Below are 23938 nucleotides of genomic sequence, written 5' to 3'. Positions count from 1 at the left end.
GATATCAAAAAAATGTACTAAAAAAATTGTTTTATTAACATTAAATTAGGATTTTTGGCCTAGACTAATTCAAATAAATTATAAAATGAAAACAAAGTTTAGTGGAATTTTAACGCTATTTCTAGCGTTTGTTGTGCAACTAACGTTCGCACAAGAAAAATCAATTTCAGGAACGATATCCGATGAAAACGGATTACCGATGCCTGGAGTAAGTGTTCTTGTTGTTGGTACAAGTAACGGTACACAAACAGATTTTGATGGTAATTACTCATTATCTGCAAGTACAGGAGATGTTATACAATACTCTTCTATAGGTTACAAGACTGTAGATAAAACAGTAGGAGCATCAAATAATATCAGTTTTGGTATGGAGGTTGATGTTACAGCTATAGATGAAGTTGTAATTACAGCACTTGGTATTAAAAGAAAGAAAGAAAGATCAAGTAACTTCTGCTTATCAAGAAGTGAAAACAGAAGAATTAGTTAAAGCTAACAACCCTAGTGTTGTTAATGGTTTAGCTGGTAAAGTATCTGGTTTACAAATTACACAAAACTCTAATGGTGTAAGTGGAGGAACTAGAATCGTTCTTCGTGGAGACCGTTCTATATCTGGTAATAACCAAGCATTAGTAGTTATTGATGGTGCTATATCTAGTACTACTTTCTTAAATGCAATAGATCCTAACCAAATTGAAACTGTAAACGTTATCAAGGGTGCTGCCGGTGCTGCATTATATGGTTCACAAGGATCAAATGGTGTTATCGTTGTTACTACTAAAAAAGTAACTAAAGGAGAAAAAATGACTGTTAGAATAAGTAGTTCTTTAGATATCGAAACAGTTGCTTTTGTTCCTGAAAAACAAACAAGATATGGACAAGGATGGGATTTAGGAAATGGTTTTGAAAACGTAATCTATGAAAATGGAGGATGGGGACCAGAATTCGATGGACAAATTGTTCCTGTAGGTTTACCACAAGCTGATGGTACATTCATTACTGCTCCTTACTCTTCAAGAGGAAGTGATCATGTTAAAGAATTCTTTAGCACTGGTTTAACTAGACAAAATTCTTTCTCTGTTTCTTCAGGAAACGCTGACGGTTACTTAACTCTTGGTGGAAGAAATGTAAGACAAGGATTTATCATTCAAGGTGATGACCGTAAAAGAAATACTTTTACTTTTAACGCTGGTAAAACAGCTGGTAAATGGTCTGCTGCTGCTAACATAATTTACACTAACACTACTGTAGAGAGACACGATAGTGGAAATAACGCAGGACTCTATACTCAATTACTACAGTCTGCTACTAACATTCCTATTGAAAGTTTTGCTAATTCAGGAAATGAAGGACACTGGAATGCTTATTTCACAAACCCATATTGGAATTTACAAAACCAAAGATCTAAAGGTGAAGGTAATAACATCAGTTTAGGGGGAGAGTTAGGTTATCAAGTAAATGATAACATTTCTTTTAAATTATTAAGTAATGCTAGAATAAATAACTCTAGTTTTTTACGTTATCAAAACGCTTATGCTGAACCACAAGAAATCATAGATAATACTGGAGCTGATAGATCTACAGGAAATTCTTTTGTGTATAATAATAGAAGAAGTTCTCAGTACTATACTGATTTATTCGTTAATTTAGATTATATGTTAACTGAAGATCTTTCTTTCGCAGCCAACTTAGGGATTAACAACCAATATTTCAAATCTAGTTTTGCACAAGTTGCAGGTTCTGGGTTAACTATTCCTGGAATCTACTCTTCATTTAATGTTAATGATTTAAATAACACTACTCCTGATGATGATAGAAGATCTAGCTCAAGAATAGCTGCTTTTGCAAATATTGATTTTGGATATAAAGATTTCTTATTCTTAAACATAACTGGTAGAAATGACTGGACTTCAGTTTTAGCTAAGTCTAACCAATCATTCTTCTATCCTTCTGCAAGTATAGCCTTCGTTCCTACAAAAGCGTTTGAAAACTTTGGAGGCGATGTATTAAACTACTTAAAACTTACTGCTGCTTACGTAAAAGTAGGTAATGATGGTAGTATTGGAGCATACGAAATACAGTCTACAGTTAATCAAGCTCCTGGCTTCCCTATTGGAGGACAAAACTCTTTTGTTGTTGACCAAACAATTACAGATCCATTATTAGAGCCTGAGTTTTTAACAACTCAAGAATTTGGTCTTAATGCAGGATTCCTTAAAGATAGAATTACATTAGATGCTAGTTACTCTGTATTCCAAGGTGAAAACCAAATTACAAATGTATCTGCGTCAGCAGCATCAGGTATTGCTAATTCTAGAATTAACATTGCAGAAACTAAAGGTCAAGCTTTAGAATTTGATTTAGGTGTTAAAGTAATCAAAACAGAAGATATTAACTTTGATGTAAATATTGGATATAGTACTACTAAAAACGAAGTAGTAGCTGTTACTGATCAAGTTGATCAAGTATCTTTAGGTGGTTTCACAGGTTTTGCTGAAGTTTTTGCTATCAAAGGAGAGCAATTCCCAGTAATTCAATCTAACTATTATGAAAGAGATCCTCAAGGACGTGTTTTAATTGACCCATCTAATGGTAACCCAATTGAAGCTTCTGGACTTAAAATAATGGGAAGAACTACACCTAAGCATATTGTAAACTTAAATACTTCTTTTAGATATAAAGGATTTACATTATCTGCAACAATGGACTACAGAACTGGTCACGTATTTTACTCAGATACTAAGGCTGCTTTAACTTGGGCTGGTCATGCTGTTGAAACAGCTCAAGGTGGTCGTGGTGCTTTCATATTCCCTAACTCGGCAATAGAAACATCTCCAGGAGTATATGAAGCTAATACAAGTGTTCCTTCTGCTAGTACAGGAGCTGGTTCTTACATTAACTTCTTTGGTAACTACAGAAATGTAGGTGAAAACCAAGTATTAGATGCAACTGCATTTAAAGTAAGAGAATTAACTTTAAGCTATGATGTTAATAAAGATTTCTTTAAAAACACGTTTATTACAGGTCTTAAAATAAGCGCTACAGCTAGAAACCCAATTACTATTTTACCATCTGAAAACAGAGGATATGGTGATCCAGAATCAGGTTTCTCAACAGGTAATGCTCAAGGTATTACTACACAAGGAGCTAATTTACCTCCAACTAGAACTTTTGGTATAGGACTTAACTTAACATTTTAATAAAAATTGAAAAAGATGAAAAAATATTTAAAAACAGGACTATTCCTATTTGCTTTAGGTTTATCTGTTGTTTCATGTGAGAGTACATTAGATATAAACGAATCTGAAGTAGACGCAACAACAGACTTAGTTAGTCCAGAATTACTTTTAGCTGGAGCTATTCAAGCCCCAAGAGCTAGATATGAAGTAACAACCAGCGAACTGGGTAGTATATTAATGCAACAGTGGGGTGGTGATATTAATAACGTAACTGGAGGTTTTCAAGATGAGTTTAGATTAAACTTCACTCAAAATTTCACACCAGGATCTATTATATGGAGAGATTTATTTAGAGGAATGGGAACATTCCAAGCGATCATTGATAATCCAGATTCAGCTTTTAATAATTACAAAGCGATCTCTATGATTAATAAGTCTTATTACTTCCAAGTATTAACAGATTTATATGGAAATATACCTTACTCTCAAGCTTTACAGTTTGGATTAAATATATCTCCTGCGTATGATGATGCACAATCTATCTACAGAGATTTAATAGTGCAATTAGATGCTGCTATTGCAATTTTAGAAAACTCAGGTGATTATCTTCCAGTTGGAACTGAAGATACTATATTTAATGGAGATGCTAATGGTTGGATTCAAGTAGCAAATACTTTAAAATTAAGAATTTTATTAAGACAATCTGAATTAGCTGGTACAGATGCTGAAACTGCAACTTATTTAACAGAGCAATTTGCAGCATTATCAACTAACTTTTTAACAACAGATGCAACATTAAACCCTGGTTATGCTGCTGCTGCAGGTCAACAAAACCCATTTTGGAATAACTATGGAACAACTGCTACAGGTGAACCAACTTTTGATAACGACTTCATTGTACCATCAGACTACATGGTTAAGTTCTTAAGAGGTGAAGCTACTCAAGATGGTGTTGCTACTGGTACTTTAGATCCAAGATTAGTAAGAATGTATGAGCCAGTAGGTGATCCTGCTGAAGGTTCATATACTGCTGGAGATATTAATGGTGTTGTTCAAGGAGCAACTTCTGGTCCTGAATTTTCTGAATTAGGTCCTGGATTAAGATTCTCTGCAGAACAAGATAGTTATTTCTTTACTGCTGCTGAAAGTTTCTTCTTACAAGCTGAAGCTGCTCACAAAGGTTACATCACAGGTAACGCACAAGCTTTATTCCACAGTGGAATTACTGCTTCGTTTAACTTACTTGGTGCAACTGGAGCTGCTGCTTACATCGGTTCAACAGAAAATACTAATTTAGTAGGTTGGTCTGGTTCTTCTAATAAAATAGAAGCTATAATGACTCAGAAATGGATTGCTCTTTGTGGAATTAATGCTATTGAATCATTTATTGATTATAACAGAACTGGTTTTCCAGCTGTTCCTTTATCTTTAATTGCAGAACAATCTCAATTACCATATAGAATGTTATACCCAGCATCTGAGTATTCAACAAATTCTGCTAACGTTCCTAATCAACCATCTTCTGAGGCTTTCTCTAGCAAGATTTTCTGGGATGTTAACTAACAAAAAAAAATGAAAAATATGAAAAATTTTAAAAAATTATCAGTACTGTTACTAGCTGCGCTAGTGAGTGTGTCGTGTATTGTAGACGACGAAAATGACAATGGATTCCAATCTAGTATTTACACTGTAGGATTCGCTCAAAAAACTGCTACAAACAGTTATTTCGCTGACGAAGGTGTTGTTACAAAAGAATATCCTGTAAACCTTTTAGGAGGGCAAAGTGGGACATTACCATCTGGAGATATAACAGTAAACTTTGCAGTTAATACTGCATTATCAACTGCTACAGAAGGTGTTGAATTTGATTTACCATTACCAGGTACTCTTGTTTTACCACAAGGTTCAACTTTTGTTCAGTTTCCTATAAACATAAACACAGGAAGTTTTGATTCAGAAACACCAACTTCAGTTTTTATAGATTTAACATCTAATCAAGCTGGTACACAGATATCTGATATTAACAAAACTATTGAAATAAAATTTGTAGGTTGTTTAGCAACTATAGATCAATTCTCTTATTCATTAAGATTTGATTACACTAATTTAGATGGAGATTTATTACAATACAATGCTAATGATGTTCATACCTTTACTGGTACTGGTGTTCCAAATAGTTTCTTATCTGATAGTACTCCACCATGGGGACCAAATGGATTATTTACGCCTTTAGCACCACCTGCTGATAGAAATGGATATATTATGGATGTTGTTTGTGGAGATGTATTTATTGTATCTCAGAACTTAGGTAATTTCTACTCCAACACGGTTGAAGGTAGAGCTGGTTCTACTAACCCTGCTGGATATGTTGATGAAATTACAGGTGATATACATGTAACTTTTGATGTATGTGCTTCTGGAGACTGTAGAAAATTAGATAACGTAGTATATACTAGATTATAATTTAAAAATGAAAATCATGAAATTAAATAAAATAACACTTTTAACATTCATAGCTTCAGCTTTTATGTTAACATCTTGTGTAGATGACGATTTAGATGGTTTAGATGCTCAGCCTAAACCTACTGCTACTACTTCAGTGACAGCTTTAACTGTTCTTGAAGGGCAGTCTGATGTAATTCCATTTACACTTAGTAGAGCTCTTTCTGTACCTTCTCAATTTAAAATTGAACTTGTAGGAGGAAGCGGAACTCAAGACGATATCTCTAGTGGAGATCAAGATACTGATGCAGATACAGGAATTCCTCATGTAGGTTTTGAAATTACTGTTCCTGCTTATGTTAGTACTTTTGACATCCCTGTATCAGCAATGCTTGATACAAACTGTGAGTCTGATGAAAACATTCAGCTTAAAATAACTGCTGCTGGAGTAAGAACAGCTATAACTCCATCTAGTAATGGGTATCTTATCGATTTAACTATTCCTAATGTACCAACATGGAAAATTGTTGGTAACGATAGTTACGGAGATGGTTGGAATGGAGCATCTATTGATGTTACTGTAGATGGTACAACAACTAGTTATGCTGTTGAAGGAGATACAGAAGAATTCTTTATCCCGATCCCAACAGGTTCTACTTACTCTTTTGCTTTTTCAAGTGGAGACTGGGATGGTGAAATCACTTACGAAATCACTGATCCAAACGGAAACGTTTTTAATGGAGGACCTTCTCCTACAGTTGGAGAAATAACTAGTGGTACTAGTAATGGATGTTCTAACTAAGAAAACCATTAAAATATAAATGTAAAAACCACCTCAATTGAGGTGGTTTTTTTATTTTTACAAAAAACTGGAAATGAAAAAAATATTATGCTTATTAGTTATACTATCTTTTAATAGTTTGCATGCACAAAATACAGTTGGTGTTATAACAAATGAAAATAGTTCCTATGATGGCCTTACTCTTTTTACACCTGTAAGGTCTACAGAGACTTATTTAATAAACAATTGTGGTGAAGTAATAAATCAATGGTCTAGTACTGTAACAGCAGGAAACGCTGTATACTTATTAGAAAATGGAAATTTACTACGTGCTGGTAAAATTGCCAACGCTGATATTACTTTTGGAGGGGTTGGCGGTAAGGTAGAACTTTATGATTGGGATGGAAATTTATTATGGGAATATACCTACTCCAGCCCAACAGTTTCTCAACACCACGATGTGTTCCCTCTTCCTAACGGTAATATATTAATGTTAGCAGTTACCACCATGGATATGAATGAAGCCATAGAAGCGGGAAGAGATCCTTCAAAATTAGCAGAAAACAAATTGTTTAATGAACAAATACTAGAGTTAGAACCTGTTGGTACAGATCAAGCAAATATTGTTTGGGAATGGAATATAAAAGACCATTTAGTACAAGATTTTGATGCTACAAAAAGTAACTTTGGTGTTATCGCAGATAACCCTCAATTATTAGATATTAATTTTTTAAACTTATCAACCTCCAATGCAAATTGGTTACATGTTAACTCTATTCAATATAATGAAACATTAGACCAGATCGTTTTAAGTTCTCGTAATTTAAGTGAAATTTTTATAATAGATCATTCTACAACAACTGTTGAAGCTGCATCAAATACTGGAGGAACATATGGTAAAGGAGGAGATTTTTTATATAGATGGGGCAACCCAGAATCGCATGATAAAGGGACTGCCGCAGATAGAACTTTAGATGGACAACATTATCCTCACTGGATACCAGATGGATTAACAGACGCTGGTAAATTGATGATCTATAACAACGGTAATACAACCTCTGCTTCTTCAGTAGACATAATTGCACCTGTAACGTCTGCTCCAGGTGTCTATGTCTTTGACGCAACAAATGGTTATGGTCCAACAGCAGCCGAATGGCAATACATGGCTACACCTCCTACTGATTTTTTCTCTGCTATACTATCAAGTGGTCAAAGATTACCCAATGGTAATACTTTAATTTGTGATGGTGATTCTGGTTATTTCTTTGAAATCGATTCTAGTAATAATATTGTATGGGAGTATATAAATCCTGATACTGTTTCTGGTATTGTATCTCAAGGAGACACAGCAACACAAAATATTGTATTTAGAGCTTTTAAATACCCAATGGATTATTCTGGTTTTATAGGAGTAGATTTAACACCAGGAACACCTATTGAATTAAATCCATCTGATTGTAATCTTTTGAGTGTAACTGAATATGATTTATTAAATGCATCTACTAAACTGTATCCTAACCCTGTAGAAAATATTTTAAATATTAATTCTAAAAATACTATCGAAAAAGTTGAAGTATACAGCATACAGGGTCAATTAATGGCTACATACTTAAATCAAACTAGTATAGATTTAAATACTATTAAACCTGGTATTTATTTACTAAAATTATACTCTAATAAGAGTTTAATTACTAAAAAAATTATTAAGCAATAAAAATCTTTTTAGTATTATACATAGAAGAGGCTGATTTTTTCAGTCTCTTTTTTTATACCTTTGCTTCAATGGAAAAAAACACTCAAATTTTTGGTTTAAGGGCAGTAATAGAAGCTATTAATGCTAAGCAGTCTATAGATAAGGTATTTCTACAAAAAGGAATTAAAGGCGATTTATTTTCAGAACTAGAGTCCTTAATAAAACTAAAAGGCATTAATTTTTCTTATGTTCCTGCAGAAAAACTAAATAGATTAACTAAAAATAATCATCAAGGAGCTGTTGCACAAATTGCTCCAATTCCTTTTCATGATTTAGAAACACTAATAGAGGATATATTAAAAACCAATGCTACTCCCCTATTTTTACTGTTAGATCAATTAAGTGATGTTAGGAATTTTGGGGCTATTATTAGAACTGCTGAATGCACAGGAGTTCATGGAATAATAGTGCAAAAAAAAGGTGGTGCTCCAGTAAATGGTGATACTATTAAAACTAGTGCGGGTGCTGTTTTTAAAGTTCCTATTTGTAAAGTAGACCATATTAAAGACGCTATGTTTTTGCTACAAGCTTCGGGGGTTAAAGTAATAGCTGCTACAGAAAAAACTAATAATACTCTTTACGATGTTTCATTCAAGGAGCCTTGTGCTATAATAATGGGCTCTGAAGGTAGAGGTATTAACCCTTCTGTATTAAAATTGGCAGATGCAAAGGCTAAATTACCTTTACTAGGCGATATTGAGTCATTAAATGTATCTGTAGCTTGCGGAGCTTTCCTTTATGAGGCTGTTAGACAACGCTTATAATTCTTTTTTATTTTCTTTAAAGTTATAACTCACTTTTACAGAACTAGTAGTAGTCTCTGAGTTTTCAAAATTATTTTCACTCAACTCGTTATCGTCTGGCTCTAGCTTTTCAATAAAATTTCCGTTTTCGTCAAAATGTTTTAAGAACTCATCGTCTTCTTCTTTATAATCTTCTCTTTCCCAAACATATTTCTTAGGTTTAGCTATTTCTTTTCTAAAGAATAAGGCAAATAACAATCCTGCAATTAATCCTCCTGTATGTCCTTCCCAAGATATCTTTTCATCTATAGGAAGCGCGTAAACAAACATGCTTCCGTATATAAATATTACTAATAGAGAGAGAGCTATTAAACGATAATGTTTTGCAAAAATACCTTTAAAGAAATTAAAACTAAATAACACGTATATTAATCCACTAGCTCCAATATGGTATGATGGCCTTCCTATTAACCATGTAAAAAAACCTGAAAGCAAAATACCATATATAATGATTTTCCAGGCTATATTTCTATAGAAATAAAATAATGCAGATGATAGTACAAATAATGGTATTGTATTAGAGTATAAATGTTTTAATCCAGAATGTATGAATGGACTAAAAATAATACCTCTTAACCCTTTCACCGTTTGCGGGTAAATACCATACTTATTAAATCTATAACCAAAACGTACTTCGAAAATAAATACTGTCCATATTAGCAGTACAAAAAGTAATGGATAAAGTATGACTTCTTTAGAAAACTTAAAAGATTCTTGCTGCTTTTTCATAGGTTAGTTAGTATAACAAATTATTATCCAATAATTCTTTTTGTGCTAGAATGGCAGATAAAACATAATGCTCTTACAAATTTTTAGTTCTACGACTCTTAATTTTTATAATAATTGCTTTAATTTTGTTCTATGAATGCACCTTTAGCTGAACGATTAAGACCAAAAACTTTAGAAGATTATATTAGCCAAACTCATTTAGTTGGTGAGTATGGTACGTTAACTAAGCAAATTGAGCAAGGCTTAATTCCTTCTTTAATTCTCTGGGGACCTCCAGGAATTGGGAAAACTACTTTGGCTAATATTATAGCTACTGAGTCTAAAAGACCTTTTTATACTTTAAGTGCTATTAGTTCTGGCGTTAAAGATGTTAGAGAAGTCATTGAAAAAGCTAAAAGTAGTGGAGGTTTATTTACTACTAAAAATCCTATTCTTTTTATAGATGAGATACATCGTTTTAGTAAATCGCAACAAGATTCTTTATTACAAGCTGTAGAAAAAGGTTGGGTTACATTAATTGGTGCTACTACAGAGAACCCGAGTTTTGAGGTTATCCCTGCTTTATTGTCACGATGTCAGGTATATATATTAAAGCCTTTTGATAAAAAGGATTTAGAATTGCTTTTAATGCGTGCTATAAAAGAGGATGAGTTGCTTTCTAAAAAAACAATAATATTAAAAGAAACCGAAGCTTTATTGCGTCTTTCCGGGGGTGATGCTAGAAAATTATTAAATATTTTCGAGCTTGTTATAAACTCTGAAAACACAGATAAGGTCACTATTACCAATGAACTAGTTTTAAACAAAGTACAGAACAATACAGTACGTTATGATAAAACTGGTGAACAACATTATGATATTGTTTCTGCTTTTATAAAATCTATTCGTGGCAGTGATCCCAATGCTGCTGTATATTATTTAGCTAGGATGGTAGAGGGTGGCGAAGATGTAAAATTTATTGCTAGGCGCTTACTTATTTTAGCTAGTGAGGATATTGGAAACGCTAACCCTACTGCTTTGGTAATGGCGAATACTACTTTTCAAGCTGTCTCTACTATAGGATATCCAGAATCGAGAATAATTTTAAGTCAATGTGCTACATATTTAGCTTGCTCTCCTAAAAGTAATGCAGCATATATGGCCATTGGTACTGCACAACAATTGGTTAAAAATACGGGAGACTTGCCTGTTCCTTTATCTATTAGGAACGCACCTACTAAACTTATGAAAGAAATTGGTTATGGTGAGGCGTATAAATACTCTCATGATTACGAAAATAATTTTGCTAATCAGGAATTTCTTCCTGAAAAAATAAAAAACACAAAATTATACGAACCTGGTAATAATGCCCGTGAAAATGCACAGCGTCAGTTTTTAAAAGCACGTTGGAAAGAAAAGTACGGGTATTAAAACTTAATATTTAAGTTCTTTTTTTCTAATCTATTTCCTTTTTGCTCAGCAATTACCCACGCTGTATCGACTTTATATATTACAGCATCTCTTCCTTTTACTATAAAAATATGTTCTTGCCCAGAAGCGTATAGGGTATATACAACCTTAGGTGTTGTATCTACTAATTGAAATCCTGTGTTTGTAGGTTGCGCGTATAATACATCTTTATTAAATGTTTTAATGTTGTCTTTTTTAATCTCTTTTTCTACTTCTTTTTCAATTGGCTTCTTTACCTCTGTTTTTACTAGCTCAACTACTTTTACTTTCTCCTCAACTGCTTTTAAAGATTTAATTTCTTCTTTTAATCTTTTAATTTCTTCTTCTTTTTTAGTCTCTGCTTCTGCCATTGCTAAAGTCTTTTCATTTGGCTCATATTTATAGTTTAAATCTTTAAACGAATTAAAAGCAGCGCGGATAGCATTATTGTATGCTACTGCATATTTTTTCTCTCTTGAAGTACCTTCTAATGATGTATAAACAACTTCTCCATTACAATTTTTAAGTTCTACTTTTAGTTTTGTTTTAAACATTCCAGAATTACTTAACACATCTGCCTTTAATGCTAAGCAACTATTTTTTACAATTTCCTCAGGCAATTTGCCTTCTTCCATTACAGCTATAAAGCCATTTTTTTGAAATAAGTATTGAGTTAAAGAATTTAGCCTATATTGATCTGCTTCTTTTAAAAACTCAAATTTATTAGGTACAATAACATACTTATATTCATTTAAACTAACTTGAGCAGGTAATAATGAGATTATAAAAAAAGCCAGCAAGGCAAAAATTGTTTTATTTGTTTTCATTTTTTGTAAAAATATAATTGAATCCTACTTGTAAAGATAAGCTTTGTGCTTGTGCTAAGTTCTGAAATTTTAATAAATTATCTGCCATGGCATAAAAATTTACGTTTCCTAAATGTGCTGACAGTCCTAAACCAATATTAGAACTTGAGTAAGAATCTGCTGTGTATGTTGCTTTTAATCGTAATTGCTTAAAGATTTTTTTATAGTAAAAGGCTGTTAATGCTATTTGTGGTTGCTTTGGTCTATTAATCATAAATAGTTGAACTCCTAAAGCATTAGTATAGCCATCTTTGTTAGATTTACAATCGCATATTTCTTTGTTATTTCCTCCAAATGCATATTTTACAGCTGCATTTAACTTTAATGGTCTCCATGTTGTGTAGGCTTGATTATCTTTTTTTAATTCAAATAAATTATCATATTGGTTAGCTATTTCGTCCCAATATTCTTGAGCAGTTTGTTCACCGTTACTTCCCGAAAAAAGCGGGTTAATTCCCTCAAATTCGTAACGTCCTCTTAGACTATAATTTTCTACATCCTTTTTATGTCTAATAAAACCTATATCTTGTATACTTGCATCTAATGTTAGATTATTTTTAAATTTATAGGTAAACCCTATATCTAAACCTAAGCCTAAATTACCACCAAATAGGATTCTCTTTTTTATTGTTGAAATATCATTATTAACTTCAGAATTATCATCGTTTATTAAACTAGATAAGCCTGAAGTTCTAGCTTCTAATCCTAAACTAAAAATATGCCTGTAAAAATTTTCTGTTCCTGGTACTGTTACAAATGTTCCTGTATTTCTAGTCGAGTTTATATTAATAATACTGGAATATATTTTGCCTCTAGCTCCTATTGTAAATTTTTTATTTATTTTTTTATTGTACCCTACATGAAAAACAGAAATCAATTCTCCACTTGCATTTAAATCTCCCAAATTAAATTTTCTGTTAATATTATTATAGTTTCCTTCGTAAGCCAAAACAGCATAGTCCTTAGGAAAATATACAAAGACATCTAACTCTTCGTATAAACCAAAAGATAGGTATTTATTTTTTTCATAACCATTACCAAAAGCAAAGCCTCCGGATAATATTTCTAATTGCTGATTTATAGCAAAAACATCTTTATTATCCATACTATATACTATATCTTTTAATTTAGAATTAAAGTCTCTACCGTCTTTTACAAAAAGATCATACGGAGATACTCCAGAGAAACCAACATTAGCATGAATATGGGATAATAAAGGTATGCCTACATACCAATCATTATCAACTTCTGCTCCTGGATTAATCAACAAATTCTGCGGAATTTCGTTAAAGCCATATAATATCTGCTTGTTTTGTGCTCCACAAACAAAAGTTACAATCATAAATAACAGGCAAGTCTGCTTCATTCTCCTGTATTTATGTTAAAAAAGAAAGTGCCTTTAGACCTAAAGCCTAATGTACCGCTTGAGTTATTGTTTAGTGTAGATCCATCAGAACTAGCAAGCATTGTTAGCGTTAAAAATAGCTTATTTGTTGTTTTTATCGCTTCTAAGTTATCGCCTTCAAAAACTTCTGTACTTTCTGTTATTACGGCTTCATTATTTATAGATGGTGTAACTGTAAATGTTATGGTATGTTGCAATTCATCTAATTCATTTAAAAAATCTACTTTTGCTTCAAAAGTTCTTTTAATACTATTTGTTGCTTCAAATAGAAGAATTGCTTTTTGTAAATTATCTTTTACAAATTCATCGTTAAAAATTTCTATTACAACACTATCTGTAATAGTTAAAACCTCGGCTCCAGAATTGTCTACAAATGTAGTGGCTGGCTCTTCAAAAAATAATAGACTAGATTCTAGGGTTGGAGTAAGTATAATGTTTTCTGCTTGATCAAAATCGACATTTTCAACACATGAGAATGATAGAAAACAAAAAACCACATATATAAACACGTTTTTTAACATTTTTAATCGCTTTTTAATATTAAAATGACTTAAAAAATATATTATTACTAAAAAAAGCGTTTTATTTCTATTATATTATTTACTTGTTTTATTCCTGAATCTATTATTGAATTATGATAATTAAAACAAATAGCATCTAAGCCTATATTTAATGCTCCTAATATGTCTGCTTCATAATTATCCCCTATCATAATACTATTTTCTTTAGTTGCTCCAGCTAGATTTAATGCAAAATGAAATATTTTAGGGTTAGGTTTTTTTACTCCTACCATCTCAGAGTTTGTTACCGTATTAAAGTAATGATCTATTTTAGATTTTATTAGTTTATGTTTTTGTACTTCTTCAAAACCATTTGTTATAATGTGCAATCTGTAGTTTGGTTTTAGGTACTCTAACAACTCTATTGTGCCATCAAAAATATGATTATGAGTTGTTAAATATGTTATATAATCTTCTGATAGTTTATCTATCATTGCTGCTTCAATATTAACATTTATAGCATTAAATGTTTCTTGTAATCGTTTAAATCTTAAATTTTCTTTGTTTATTTTTTCTTCTCTATAAAGTTTCCAATATTTTAAATTAATAGGCTCATAATATTTTAAAAAGGTTTCTAACTGTACATCTATACCGTTTTTTTTAAAAATTAGTTCGAAAGTTAAGCCAGAATTTTTATCGAAATCCCAAAGGGTATGGTCCAGATCGAAAAAGATATCTGTTATTGTATTATTCATGTGTAGAGTCTATAATTATATTAAATAGGTCTTTATAGCCTTTCCATTTTTCGTTATTACTAAATGTATAATTATGAAAAACAGAAACAAATGTTCCGTTTACTTTTTTAACCTCAGCAATAAGGTTATTAAGCGCCTGTTTTTTATCTAATAGCGATTGTGTTTTTAATAAAGCATTATCTAATACGTGATAAGTATTAATTTTTAAAGGTGTTTGTATTTCATAATCTAAATCATAAAAGAAAAACGGCGTACATGTACCAGCTCTAAAGCCTAAATAATCTATATACCCCATAGTATAATCTTCTGGCACTTCTAATTCTACAAGGTTTCTGTATGCTTCAGGTAGATTAAGCTTAGAAAACGATTGTCTAGATGCATGTATAGCTCTATTAGTTACTGCTTCTAACCTTAATTTTTCTTTTTTAAGGGTTTCTTTATTTTCTAAAGCAAAATAACTGGCTTTCAATCCAATATTACAGTAATCTGCCACTTGTTTTATTAAGGAGACAAATTTTCGTTTTTGAACATTTATATTTTTATCATAGGTTGAAAAGTCTCCTATTAAAAAAAATACAACAAATTTAAATTTGGTTTGTTTTTGTTTATTTATAATGTATTTAAATGTATCAAAAGGATCATTTTTAAACCCAAATAATACAGCATATCTAGTATAGAGTTCTTTAAACCGGAAACCAAAAACATCTTTTAAAGTTCCTCCAATTGTACGCATTACTCCTTTTAATTTATAGTTATAAGCCGTTGGAACATCTATAACAGGGGATATTTTATAATCTCTTTTAGGGTAATCAAAATCTGGGTATTGTAATTTTAAAAGTGCTTTAAATTTATAGGCCCATATATCTACTACTGGTTGGTGTAAAAATTTAGATTTAAACCCTAGGCTATCTTTAGCCATAAAACGTCCGTATTCATCTTTTACATGTGGTAAGTACTCTTCATATCTGCTTAACAGGTAAAAGGAAGCTGCAAAGATGTCGAAAGGCAAAGCACTTTTCTCTCCATTAGTAAAAAAACATTTTGTGTCTTCCCAAGTCGAAACATTTATATCCAAATCATTTAAACCCTGTTCAAACAACAACTCATGAGAACGAATAAAAATCTCATTGCTTAAAGGTTGTCTGGTATAGGACATTTTTAAACTATTATGCGCTATAAAATCTTCTATAGTTGTAGTAAACCTTACAGGAATTCCTAGAATTCTAGTACATATTTGTTTAAATGTATATTTTAATCTAGGCGTTATTTTATGTGAGTAAACTAAAAGCATAATTTAGGAAAACTTATACTGTTCCTATCTTTCAAAAATAAGAAATTAGACAATGACTCCTTGTACGTTTATAGATATCTTATAAAAGATTTGAGTCTGCAAAACTAAAATAAGATTTCTCTGTTATAATAAGGTGATCTAGAACTTTTATATCTAAACTTTCTGAAGCGAGTTTTAGCTTTTTTGTTAAAGCGATATCTGCTTTACTAGGACTTAATGTTCCTGAAGGATGATTGTGTGCTAATACAATTCCTATTGCTCCTACTTCTAGTGCAATTTTAAGAGCCAAGCGTACATCTACTAACGTTCCTGTAATGCCTCCTTTACTTAATTGATTCTTCTGAATGACTTTATTGGAATTATTAACATAAATTATCCAGAATTCTTCATGAGGTAACTCTCCTATTATTGGCTGCATTAACTCAAAAACCGATCTGCTGGACGTTATTTTTTTGCGGTCTAAAGCCTCGCTACCTCTTCTTCTTCGTCCTAACTCTAGAGCTGCTACTATAGAGACAGCTTTTGCTTCTCCTATTCCATTAAAATTCATGAGTTGCTTGGTTGTTAACTTCCCTAGCTCGCTTAAATTATTATTTACACTTGCTAGTATACGCTTACACAAATCTACAGCGCTTTCATGTTTATTACCCGAACCAATTAAAATGGCAACTAACTCGGCATCACTTAACACTTCTTTCCCCTTGTTTAATAGTTTTTCACGCGGTTGGTCTCCTTCCGACCAATTTTTTATTGAAAATGAGGCTAGTTTTTTATGCATTTTATAAATCTACATCTTTTTTTATTATTTATAAATTCACTCAGTAAAAAAATGTTGTAAATTTCAAGGGTAATCTTATAATCTATCAATTATGCAATCAATATTCAATCCAGAGGCTCATAAAGAGTTATTAAATAGAATAGAAACATTAAACGAAACATCTTCTGCATTATGGGGTAAAATGGATGTTGCCCAAATGGTACATCATTGCCAAGCCCCTTTAAATATTATGATGCAAAAAATAGATTATGGTTTAAAACCTAACTGGCTTATTAAAACCTTTTTTAAGAAATCTTTATATAACGATAAACCTTGGCGTAAAAACTTACCAACTGCACCTGGATTAAAAGTTGTAGACCATAAAGTTTTTAATACCGAAAAAGAGGCACTTGTTACATTAATAAATGAGCTGCATGAGTCTAAAGCTAAAACTAATTGGCAGCCTCACCCCGTTTTTGGTGAATTTACAGCTCAGCAATGGGGACAAATGCAATACAAACATTTAGATCATCACTTAAAACAATTTGGAGTTTAATTAGCTAAGGATGAGTTACCCGCCTAAACATCATCTAGAGGACAACATTAATCATATGATTAGTGTTATTAAATCGTACCCTTTAGCAACAATTATTTCTGTAAAAAACAACACGCCTTTAATTACTCATTTACCGCTAATTTATAATGAAAATAAGATACTTGTTGGACACATAGATTATAATAATCCTCAAGCTGAGTTATTGTGCAATAATAACGAGGTTACTGTTATATTTTCTGGACCACAGTGCTACATTTCGCCAAGTATTTATAGTACTAAACAGTTGCCTACATGGAATTATATTAAGGTTCATTTAAAAGGTAAGGTTTCTGCTATTACAGATGTAGATTCTATAAAGCAATCTTTGGTTAAAATGACGGATTTTTTTGAGCAACCTAATCCTAAATATAGTTTAGATATTAATAATTCTAGAATGGATAATTTAATACATTACATTAAGGGGTTTAAAATAGAGATTACTGATTGGGAAGGGAAGTTTAAATTATCTCAAGATAAAAAGCCTAGCAATATAAATAGTGCAAGAGCAGAATTAATTCGAGCCAATCAAGAACATATTGCTTCTTTTTTAGATACTGTTTTTAGTCCTCGTTAAAAAGTACATTGGTTATTTTATCTATAAAATCTTCAGGTTTATAAGGCTTAGAAATTATAGCATTAATGCCCACTTGTTTTGCTAATACTTTACTATGGTCTGTAACATCTGCTGTGATAGCAATAATTGGGATATTTTTATGAGGATTTTGGGTAGCTCTTATTTTTTTTGTGGCTTCATACCCATTACATATTGGCATATGAATATCCATTAAAATTAAATCAAATGGTTCTTTATTAAAAGCCTTAAAAGCCTCTATTCCATTTTCTGCTTTTACAATTGTTGCACCCCATTTTTTTAAAAACTGCTCTCCTATTTTTAAATTAATTTTATTATCATCTACTAACAAAACCTTAATACCTTCTAGTAATGTTGCATTAAAACTAAAAGAATTCTGCGTTTTTTCTTTTGCTTTTTGTTTGCTTAGTATAAGCTCTAATAAAACAATAAATGTAGTCCCTTCTCCCACTTCACTTTCTACACTTAAAGTTCCTCCTAACAATGCTACTAAATCTTTAGCTATAGATAAGCCTAACCCTGTTCCTCCAAAGCGTCTTGTTATAGAAGTCTCTGCTTGTTGGAAAGGATTAAAAATGCTTTCTATTTTATCTTTTGGGATACCAATACCTGTATCTGAAATTTCAAATCTAATTCTGCAACTATCTGCTTTTAGCTGTTCTTGTTTAACATGCAACGAAATATGCCCATTTTTGGTAAACTTAACAGCATTATTAAGCAGATTTATTAAAATTTGATAAAGCTTTGTTTCGTCACCATATAGGTTTTGAGGGATGTTTTTATCTACTACAAATTTTAAATCGTTATTTTTAGATTGGGTATCGAAAGTAAATGCATTATGCAAATTATTAAGTAATGCGCCTAGATTAAAATGAAGGTTTTCTACTTGAATTTTATTTGCTTTTATTTTCTCTACATCTAGTACGTTAGTTAATAACGTTAATAGTTTATCGCTTGCATAATCGGTTGTTTTTAAATATTCTAATTGTTTTTCATTTAAATTTTCAGATTTCAATAAATTTAAAGTTCCAATTATTGCATTTAAAGGTGTTCGTATTTCATGGCTTATTACAGATAAAAATTTATCTTTTATTTCATTCGCTTTTTCTGCTTCTTCTTGCGCTTTTTTAATATCTGTAATATTACTAGAGTAAACATTTACATAATTACGCCCTACTACTGGATTAAATCTTAAATTATAGGTTCTGTCTAATATGGTTATTTCTTGTGTTTTTTCAATATTATTTTTTATTACTTTATCTAAAATTTTTAATACTTTTTTACTTCCTATTTTACCATTAACTGTTTCCCATTGTTTTAATACCTTTTCTGAAGCCTTATTATTATTTAAAACATTTCCAAACTCATCTATTCGTATCGTTGGGTGTGAACTTTCATTAAAAAAACGAGCTAAGACTTCATTTTTTTGACTTGCTCTCATTTCTGCAATTTTTATTGCACAGATAGAGGATATACTTTTAAAAATATCTAAATGTTCTTGTGTAAAAAAGTTTTTCTTAGAGTGTTCAGAATCTATAACACCTATTAAATTTCCTTCAAAAATAAGAGGCACAGCAATTTCAGAATTACGAGACATATCGTCTATAATATAACGAGGGTCTTTTGTACAATCTCTAACTATTTCTGCTATGCCAGAACGTGCAACTGCCCCAACAATTCCTTCCCCTAGCTTTAAATAAATTGGATTAGCTATAATACCTTCATCTATAATTTTGGGGCCATATGCTGCTTTTTGTATAAGTCTATCGCTGCTTTTATCATAGATATAAATAACACAGTCTTCTAACATTAATGAATCTACGCAGTTTGTAACTATATCCCACAGTATGTCATCTATACTATTTTTTTTATAAGTATGGTTAAATGTATGTTCTACGAGGTGTTTAACTATCGTTAAATGCGTTTCTAAATAATTCATTTTTAGGGACAAAAGTTTTTAAATATATGATTTTTTAAACTTTTTTTAATATAAAAAAACGCTTGCCCTTATAAAAAACTGTATTTCAAATGATTATACATTTCATTAACTAAATCATCATTCTTGACTGTAAGTATCTAGACGTTTTTGTGCTGCGGGTATATTGGAACTTACAAAAGAAATCGTTTCGTAAATTAAGCCTACACCATCTGAATAGTACACTTTATCTAAAGCGGGCAATAAGGTTTCATCTGGGTTACTTTTAGCATAACGTTCGGAGTTTATACATGAAAAAGTTCCTGCCTCGACAGTAAAGTCATTAATTCCTGCTTGTAAGGTTTCATAAGTTGTTCCCCATGTATACTCATTAATTATACGTTCAGAAAAATCATTATTTGCAAACTTAATTTTACCTGTTTCCCATACTAGATATCCTAAAGAATCCCTCAGCAATTCAGTAGATGTTCCATTAGGGTTTAATATTAAATTGTTATTATCGTTTCCAGATGTCTTTGTTGTAAACTTAAAATAGGTTTTATTATTAACAATTTCTACTCCTGTTATTTTAACAGAATCTATAACTCCAGAATAGTCATACTCCTGATTATTAGCATTGTATACATAATTTTTATATACCCAAGAACTTCCTACTGTTAAGGCATAAAAGCCAGCTTCTGCTTGGGAGTTCCCTGTGGTCCCCACAGAATTATCGTCGTCATTAGTACATGAAAAAAATAGCGCAAATACACTAAGAGATAAAATAATACGTTTCATAAAAAAGTTTGTTAAATTGGTTAAAAACGTAATTGTGCTCTATATTTTAAAGATTGTTTGGTTAGTTAACTAAGCAAACGTTAGTTTTTTTACTTTATTATATTAACTAGTCTCCTAATTTTATAAAAGAGTTAAACCGTTATTTTCTGTTTTTTGCCTGCATAATAAAAGCTTAGAGCCAGATACACACACATTTTGCCTATAAAACATACAATGCTAGGCTTTATACCTCATTAAAAACGTATAATTTATAAAAACGCTTGCAAATAAATAGCGTATCAATTATTATTGTATTTAATAACTATCCCTAAATGAGAGCTATACCTTCAAAAACCCTTTTTTATAGTATTGAAAAAGCCATAAAATCTTACCGAAAACTCGCACAAAGAAAACTTTCGGAAGTAATAGATGAAATAACTATAGATCAGGTTAACATATTAGCTTTTATTGAAGAAAATCCTACATTACCGCTTAAAGATATTGCTGTTTTAACTTTTACAGATGATAATGAAGTTTCATTATTACAGTCTATTAATATAATGGTAGAAAAAGGTTATTTAAAACAACAAACGGATGCTGATAGTACAAAAACTACAATTATTGTAACAGATAATGGTAAATCTGTTTTAGAAAGCTTAAGCCCTATTATAATAAAAAACAGGCGTAAAGCGTTAGATGGTATTACACTAGAAGAGTTAATACAGGTTGAAACTATTTTAAAAAAGATAGCGACTAATTGTAATTAGAGTTAAGCTATTGTTATTTTATTAAACGCTTTACAGCCTCGAAATCTAAACCGCCATAATTACCTGAACTCATTAATAATAATGAGGTATTCTCAAAATTCTGAGAGAATAAAAACGCTTTAAATTCTTCTGGATTGGTATAAATAATTAAATCCTCGCGTTTAAATGCAGTTGCAATTTGCTCTTGTGTTACTTTTTCTAATTTTTTAATTTCTACGGCATGAGGAGAATAAAAAACAACAGCAACATCGGCAGCGTCCAAAGCACCTTTGTATTCTTTTAAAAATTCAGCATTTAAACTACTGTATGTATGTAGCTCTAGGCAAGCCACTAAAGTTCTATTACTATATTGTTCCTTGACCGCGTTTGTTGTTGCTTTTACTTTACTTGGCGAATGTGCGAAGTCTTTATAGGCAACACTCGTAGCATTTTCTGCAATTTTTTCTAAACGCTTACTAGCGCCTTTAAAAGTAGCTATAGCTTCATAAAAATCGTCTTCATCAATTCCCATGTGCTGGCATATCCACTTTGCGCCTGCCAGATTATTAAGGTTATGTTTACCAAACACTTCTATTGGTAAAGCGCCTTCTGGAGTTTCTAATAATGTTTCGCCGCCCTCTACAGTATATTCTGGAGTTTGGTATGCTATTTTACGAATAGGGTTTTCACTAGCTTCCACCACACGTTTTACTTCTGCATCTTCTTCATTATAATTAATACTTCCACCATTAACAATACTATCTACAAAAATGCTAAACTGCTCTACATAATTCTCATAGGTAGGAAACACATTTATATGATCCCAAGCAATTCCACTTAATAACGCAATATTAGGTTTGTATAAATGAAACTTAGGGCGCCTATCTATTGGTGAGCTTAAGTACTCATCTCCTTCTAAAACAATAAAGTCATTATCTTCTGTTAGTTTTACCATAACATCAAAACCTTCTAATTGTGCACCAACCATATAGTCTACATCTCGATCATGATAATGCATAACATGCAAAATCATGGACGTTATAGTTGTTTTACCATGACTTCCTCCTATAACAACTCTGGTTTTATGCTTAGATTGCTCGTATAAAAACTCTGGATAACTATATATTTTAAGGCCTAATTTCTGTGCTTTTAATAACTCTGGGTTATCTTCTTTTGCATGCATACCCAAAACAACAGCATCTAACGTTGTTGTTATTTTTTCTGGAAACCAACCAAATGTGTCTGGCAATAGTCCTTTAGCTTCTAATCTGGATTTTGAAGGCTCAAAAATAGTATCATCACTTCCTGTTACTTGATATCCTTTATTGTGTAATGCTAAAGCCAAATTGTGCATTGCGCTTCCGCCAATAGCTATAAAATGTACGTTCATGGTTTTGTTTTGAAGATGTTTCAAAGATACTTTTTTAGAGCGAACTCCTCTATATTTTTTTTAGAAAATAATAGTGCTTTTATAGACTTTTTATAGCTTCTTTTTCTTCACGAAATGGCTTTAAATCTTTCTCAGCAATGGCTTTATCAATCCATTTTAAGGCTTCTGTTTTGTCCTTTTTATGTTTATAAATTTGTGCTAACCTATAGTATGCCCAAGATTTAGGCACACCATCTTTTGCACTGTAATGTTTTAAATAAGTCTTTAAGCAATGTTCGCCTTTATTTAAATGCAAATTATATTCTGCACAAACTTTACCAATTTGGTAATGCATCGCATTTCGTTGATGCTTTTTATGTGCAGCTTCAATAGTTTTTATAGCCTTTTCTGGTTCTTTTTCGGCTTCATATAACTTTGTTAACTTATCGTAGCACGTTATAGAACCTCCAACATTAATGGCCATTTTATAATATTTTTCAGCTAATTCAGGCTCATCATCATACTCATAAATATAGCCTTTGGCTAAATAACCATCTACTTTAGAAAGGGCTTCTAACTCGTTAGCGTATTTAAACGATTTCTTTTTACTACCGCCAATAATACCTGGTAACTGCATGTATAATTCTACTAAAGCCCAACGTGTATCTATATGTTTAGGATCTAATTCTGCCGCTTTAATAAAAGACGACTTAACATCTCCAATAATACCTAAAGCTCTAATTTTACTTATAGATAATGCTTTCATGCCTAAAGCACCGCCATATTTATAATGGTAATTTGCTGTATTAGGTTTAGCTTTTACTAACTTTTTATATTCGTTTGCAGCTGCTTCCCATTTTTTTTGGTGTCCGTAAGCATCACCTAATAACTCTATAGCCTCTAAGTTTTTTGGATTATTGTATACAAAAGGCGCTAAAAGTGTTTCTGCTTTTATAAAGTTTTTTTGAGAAATATAGGACTCTGCCTCATCAATTGTTTGACTAAAACACAGTAATGGAAATAAGAATATACAAAGCAGTAAACGCATAGAGTAAAATAGTTAAAACAAAAATAATATTCTCTTGGTATTGTTTTTGATTTATTTAAAAAAGTTTTTGCTAACTTTAAAAATACTTTTGTTTACTCATTGAAACGTAGCTTTTACATATTTAGTGTTTTTTAAAGTAGCTTTTAAACATACATTGCATTACAATTGGACGAAACCGAATTAAATTCCTTTCGTATTATAATAAGTAAA

General features: G+C 31.4%; 22 protein-coding genes. 11 read left to right on the top strand and 11 right to left on the bottom strand.

All coding sequences use genetic code 11. The features are described from left to right. Nucleotides 1-85 precede the first annotated feature (85 nt). From ACVC08_RS11755 to rlmB, 7 genes are all read left to right on the top strand, one after another. On the top strand, nt 86-487 hold the full coding sequence (locus ACVC08_RS11755) for a carboxypeptidase-like regulatory domain-containing protein (RefSeq protein ID WP_452602168.1): 402 nt from the start codon (nt 86-88) through the stop codon (nt 485-487). Next, on the top strand, nt 414-3197 hold the full coding sequence (locus ACVC08_RS11750; RefSeq protein ID WP_452602167.1) for a SusC/RagA family TonB-linked outer membrane protein: 2784 nt from the start codon (nt 414-416) through the stop codon (nt 3195-3197). Before ACVC08_RS11755 ends, ACVC08_RS11750 begins: the two co-directional genes overlap by 74 nt. Nucleotides 3198-3212: 15 nt before the next feature. Next, entirely contained in the window at nt 3213-4739 is a 1527-nt protein-coding gene (locus tag ACVC08_RS11745) for a SusD/RagB family nutrient-binding outer membrane lipoprotein (RefSeq protein WP_452602166.1), read from the top strand. Nucleotides 4740-4757: 18 nt separating this feature from the next. Further along, nucleotides 4758-5639, top strand: coding sequence for a hypothetical protein (locus ACVC08_RS11740; RefSeq protein WP_452602165.1), 882 nt, complete (start codon nt 4758-4760; stop codon nt 5637-5639). A gap of 16 nt (nt 5640-5655) precedes the next feature. After that, nucleotides 5656-6420: a hypothetical protein gene (locus ACVC08_RS11735; RefSeq protein WP_452602164.1), complete on the top strand. Its 765-nt coding sequence runs from the start codon at nt 5656-5658 to the stop codon at nt 6418-6420. A gap of 73 nt (nt 6421-6493) precedes the next feature. Beyond that, a complete protein-coding gene (locus tag ACVC08_RS11730; protein ID WP_452602163.1) occupies nt 6494-8113 on the top strand; it encodes an aryl-sulfate sulfotransferase in 1620 nt (539 codons plus the stop codon). A gap of 68 nt (nt 8114-8181) precedes the next feature. Continuing rightward, a complete protein-coding gene (gene rlmB, locus ACVC08_RS11725; RefSeq protein ID WP_452602162.1) occupies nt 8182-8916 on the top strand; it encodes a 23S rRNA (guanosine(2251)-2'-O)-methyltransferase RlmB in 735 nt (244 codons plus the stop codon). Here the strand turns inward: rlmB and ACVC08_RS11720 are convergent. After that, nucleotides 8911-9684 (bottom strand): rhomboid family intramembrane serine protease, encoded by a 774-nt coding sequence (locus tag ACVC08_RS11720; protein ID WP_452597361.1) that lies wholly within the window; start codon nt 9682-9684, stop codon nt 8911-8913. The two genes, rlmB and ACVC08_RS11720, sit on opposite strands and share 6 nt — an antisense overlap. Before the next feature lie 132 nt (nt 9685-9816). Between ACVC08_RS11720 and ACVC08_RS11715 the strand changes: the two genes are divergently transcribed. Continuing rightward, nucleotides 9817-11094: a replication-associated recombination protein A gene (locus tag ACVC08_RS11715; protein WP_452602161.1), complete on the top strand. Its 1278-nt coding sequence runs from the start codon at nt 9817-9819 to the stop codon at nt 11092-11094. Here ACVC08_RS11715 and ACVC08_RS11710 read toward each other — a convergent pair. From ACVC08_RS11710 to radC, 6 genes are all read right to left on the bottom strand, one after another. Then, a complete protein-coding gene (locus ACVC08_RS11710) occupies nt 11091-11939 on the bottom strand; it encodes a hypothetical protein (protein ID WP_452602160.1) in 849 nt (282 codons plus the stop codon). The genes ACVC08_RS11715 and ACVC08_RS11710 overlap by 4 nt on opposite strands. After that, a complete protein-coding gene (locus ACVC08_RS11705; RefSeq protein WP_452602159.1) occupies nt 11926-13344 on the bottom strand; it encodes a DUF5723 family protein in 1419 nt (472 codons plus the stop codon). Before ACVC08_RS11705 ends, ACVC08_RS11710 begins: the two co-directional genes overlap by 14 nt. After that, nucleotides 13341-13904 carry a hypothetical protein gene (locus tag ACVC08_RS11700; protein WP_452602158.1) on the bottom strand — a complete coding sequence of 188 codons (564 nt, stop codon included), beginning with the start codon at nt 13902-13904 and terminating at the stop codon, nt 13341-13343. Before ACVC08_RS11700 ends, ACVC08_RS11705 begins: the two co-directional genes overlap by 4 nt. A 47-nt stretch (nt 13905-13951) precedes the next feature. After that, complete coding sequence (locus ACVC08_RS11695) at nt 13952-14638, bottom strand: YjjG family noncanonical pyrimidine nucleotidase (RefSeq protein WP_452602157.1); 687 nt, start codon at nt 14636-14638, stop codon at nt 13952-13954. Continuing rightward, nucleotides 14631-15929: a polysaccharide deacetylase family protein gene (locus ACVC08_RS11690; protein WP_452602156.1), complete on the bottom strand. Its 1299-nt coding sequence runs from the start codon at nt 15927-15929 to the stop codon at nt 14631-14633. Before ACVC08_RS11690 ends, ACVC08_RS11695 begins: the two co-directional genes overlap by 8 nt. A gap of 79 nt (nt 15930-16008) precedes the next feature. Then, nucleotides 16009-16707, bottom strand: a complete 699-nt coding sequence (radC, locus tag ACVC08_RS11685; protein ID WP_452602155.1) for a RadC family protein — start codon at nt 16705-16707, stop codon at nt 16009-16011. Nucleotides 16708-16798: 91 nt separating this feature from the next. On the opposite strand from radC, the gene ACVC08_RS11680 reads away from it, so the two are divergent. Together ACVC08_RS11680 and ACVC08_RS11675 are read left to right on the top strand one after the other, a co-directional pair. Further along, nucleotides 16799-17242 (top strand): DUF1569 domain-containing protein, encoded by a 444-nt coding sequence (locus tag ACVC08_RS11680; protein ID WP_452602154.1) that lies wholly within the window; start codon nt 16799-16801, stop codon nt 17240-17242. A 10-nt stretch (nt 17243-17252) separates the two neighbouring features. Next, the gene (locus ACVC08_RS11675) at nt 17253-17855 is read left to right on the top strand and encodes an FMN-binding negative transcriptional regulator (protein WP_452602153.1); all 603 of its coding nucleotides are present in this window, start codon (nt 17253-17255) and stop codon (nt 17853-17855) included. Here the strand turns inward: ACVC08_RS11675 and ACVC08_RS11670 are convergent. After that, nucleotides 17842-19812: an ATP-binding protein gene (locus tag ACVC08_RS11670; RefSeq protein WP_452597351.1), complete on the bottom strand. Its 1971-nt coding sequence runs from the start codon at nt 19810-19812 to the stop codon at nt 17842-17844. The two genes, ACVC08_RS11675 and ACVC08_RS11670, sit on opposite strands and share 14 nt — an antisense overlap. A 117-nt stretch (nt 19813-19929) precedes the next feature. Then, nucleotides 19930-20586 (bottom strand): hypothetical protein, encoded by a 657-nt coding sequence (locus ACVC08_RS11665; RefSeq protein ID WP_452602152.1) that lies wholly within the window; start codon nt 20584-20586, stop codon nt 19930-19932. A 311-nt stretch (nt 20587-20897) separates the two neighbouring features. On the opposite strand from ACVC08_RS11665, the gene ACVC08_RS11660 reads away from it, so the two are divergent. After that, nucleotides 20898-21332: a MarR family winged helix-turn-helix transcriptional regulator gene (locus ACVC08_RS11660; protein ID WP_452602151.1), complete on the top strand. Its 435-nt coding sequence runs from the start codon at nt 20898-20900 to the stop codon at nt 21330-21332. A gap of 13 nt (nt 21333-21345) precedes the next feature. Here ACVC08_RS11660 and ACVC08_RS11655 read toward each other — a convergent pair whose 3' ends face one another. Together ACVC08_RS11655 and ACVC08_RS11650 are read right to left on the bottom strand one after the other, a co-directional pair. Next, nucleotides 21346-22701: a UDP-N-acetylmuramate--L-alanine ligase gene (locus tag ACVC08_RS11655; RefSeq protein WP_452597348.1), complete on the bottom strand. Its 1356-nt coding sequence runs from the start codon at nt 22699-22701 to the stop codon at nt 21346-21348. Between the two features lie 79 nt (nt 22702-22780). Beyond that, a complete protein-coding gene (locus tag ACVC08_RS11650) occupies nt 22781-23728 on the bottom strand; it encodes a tetratricopeptide repeat protein (RefSeq protein WP_452602150.1) in 948 nt (315 codons plus the stop codon). Nucleotides 23729-23938: the final 210 nt, after the last annotated feature.

It is taken from the genome of Pontimicrobium sp. MEBiC06410 (assembly GCF_053601615.1).
The sequence above is the reverse complement of the archived record's forward strand: the minus strand, read 5'-3'. Positions and strand labels throughout refer to the sequence as shown.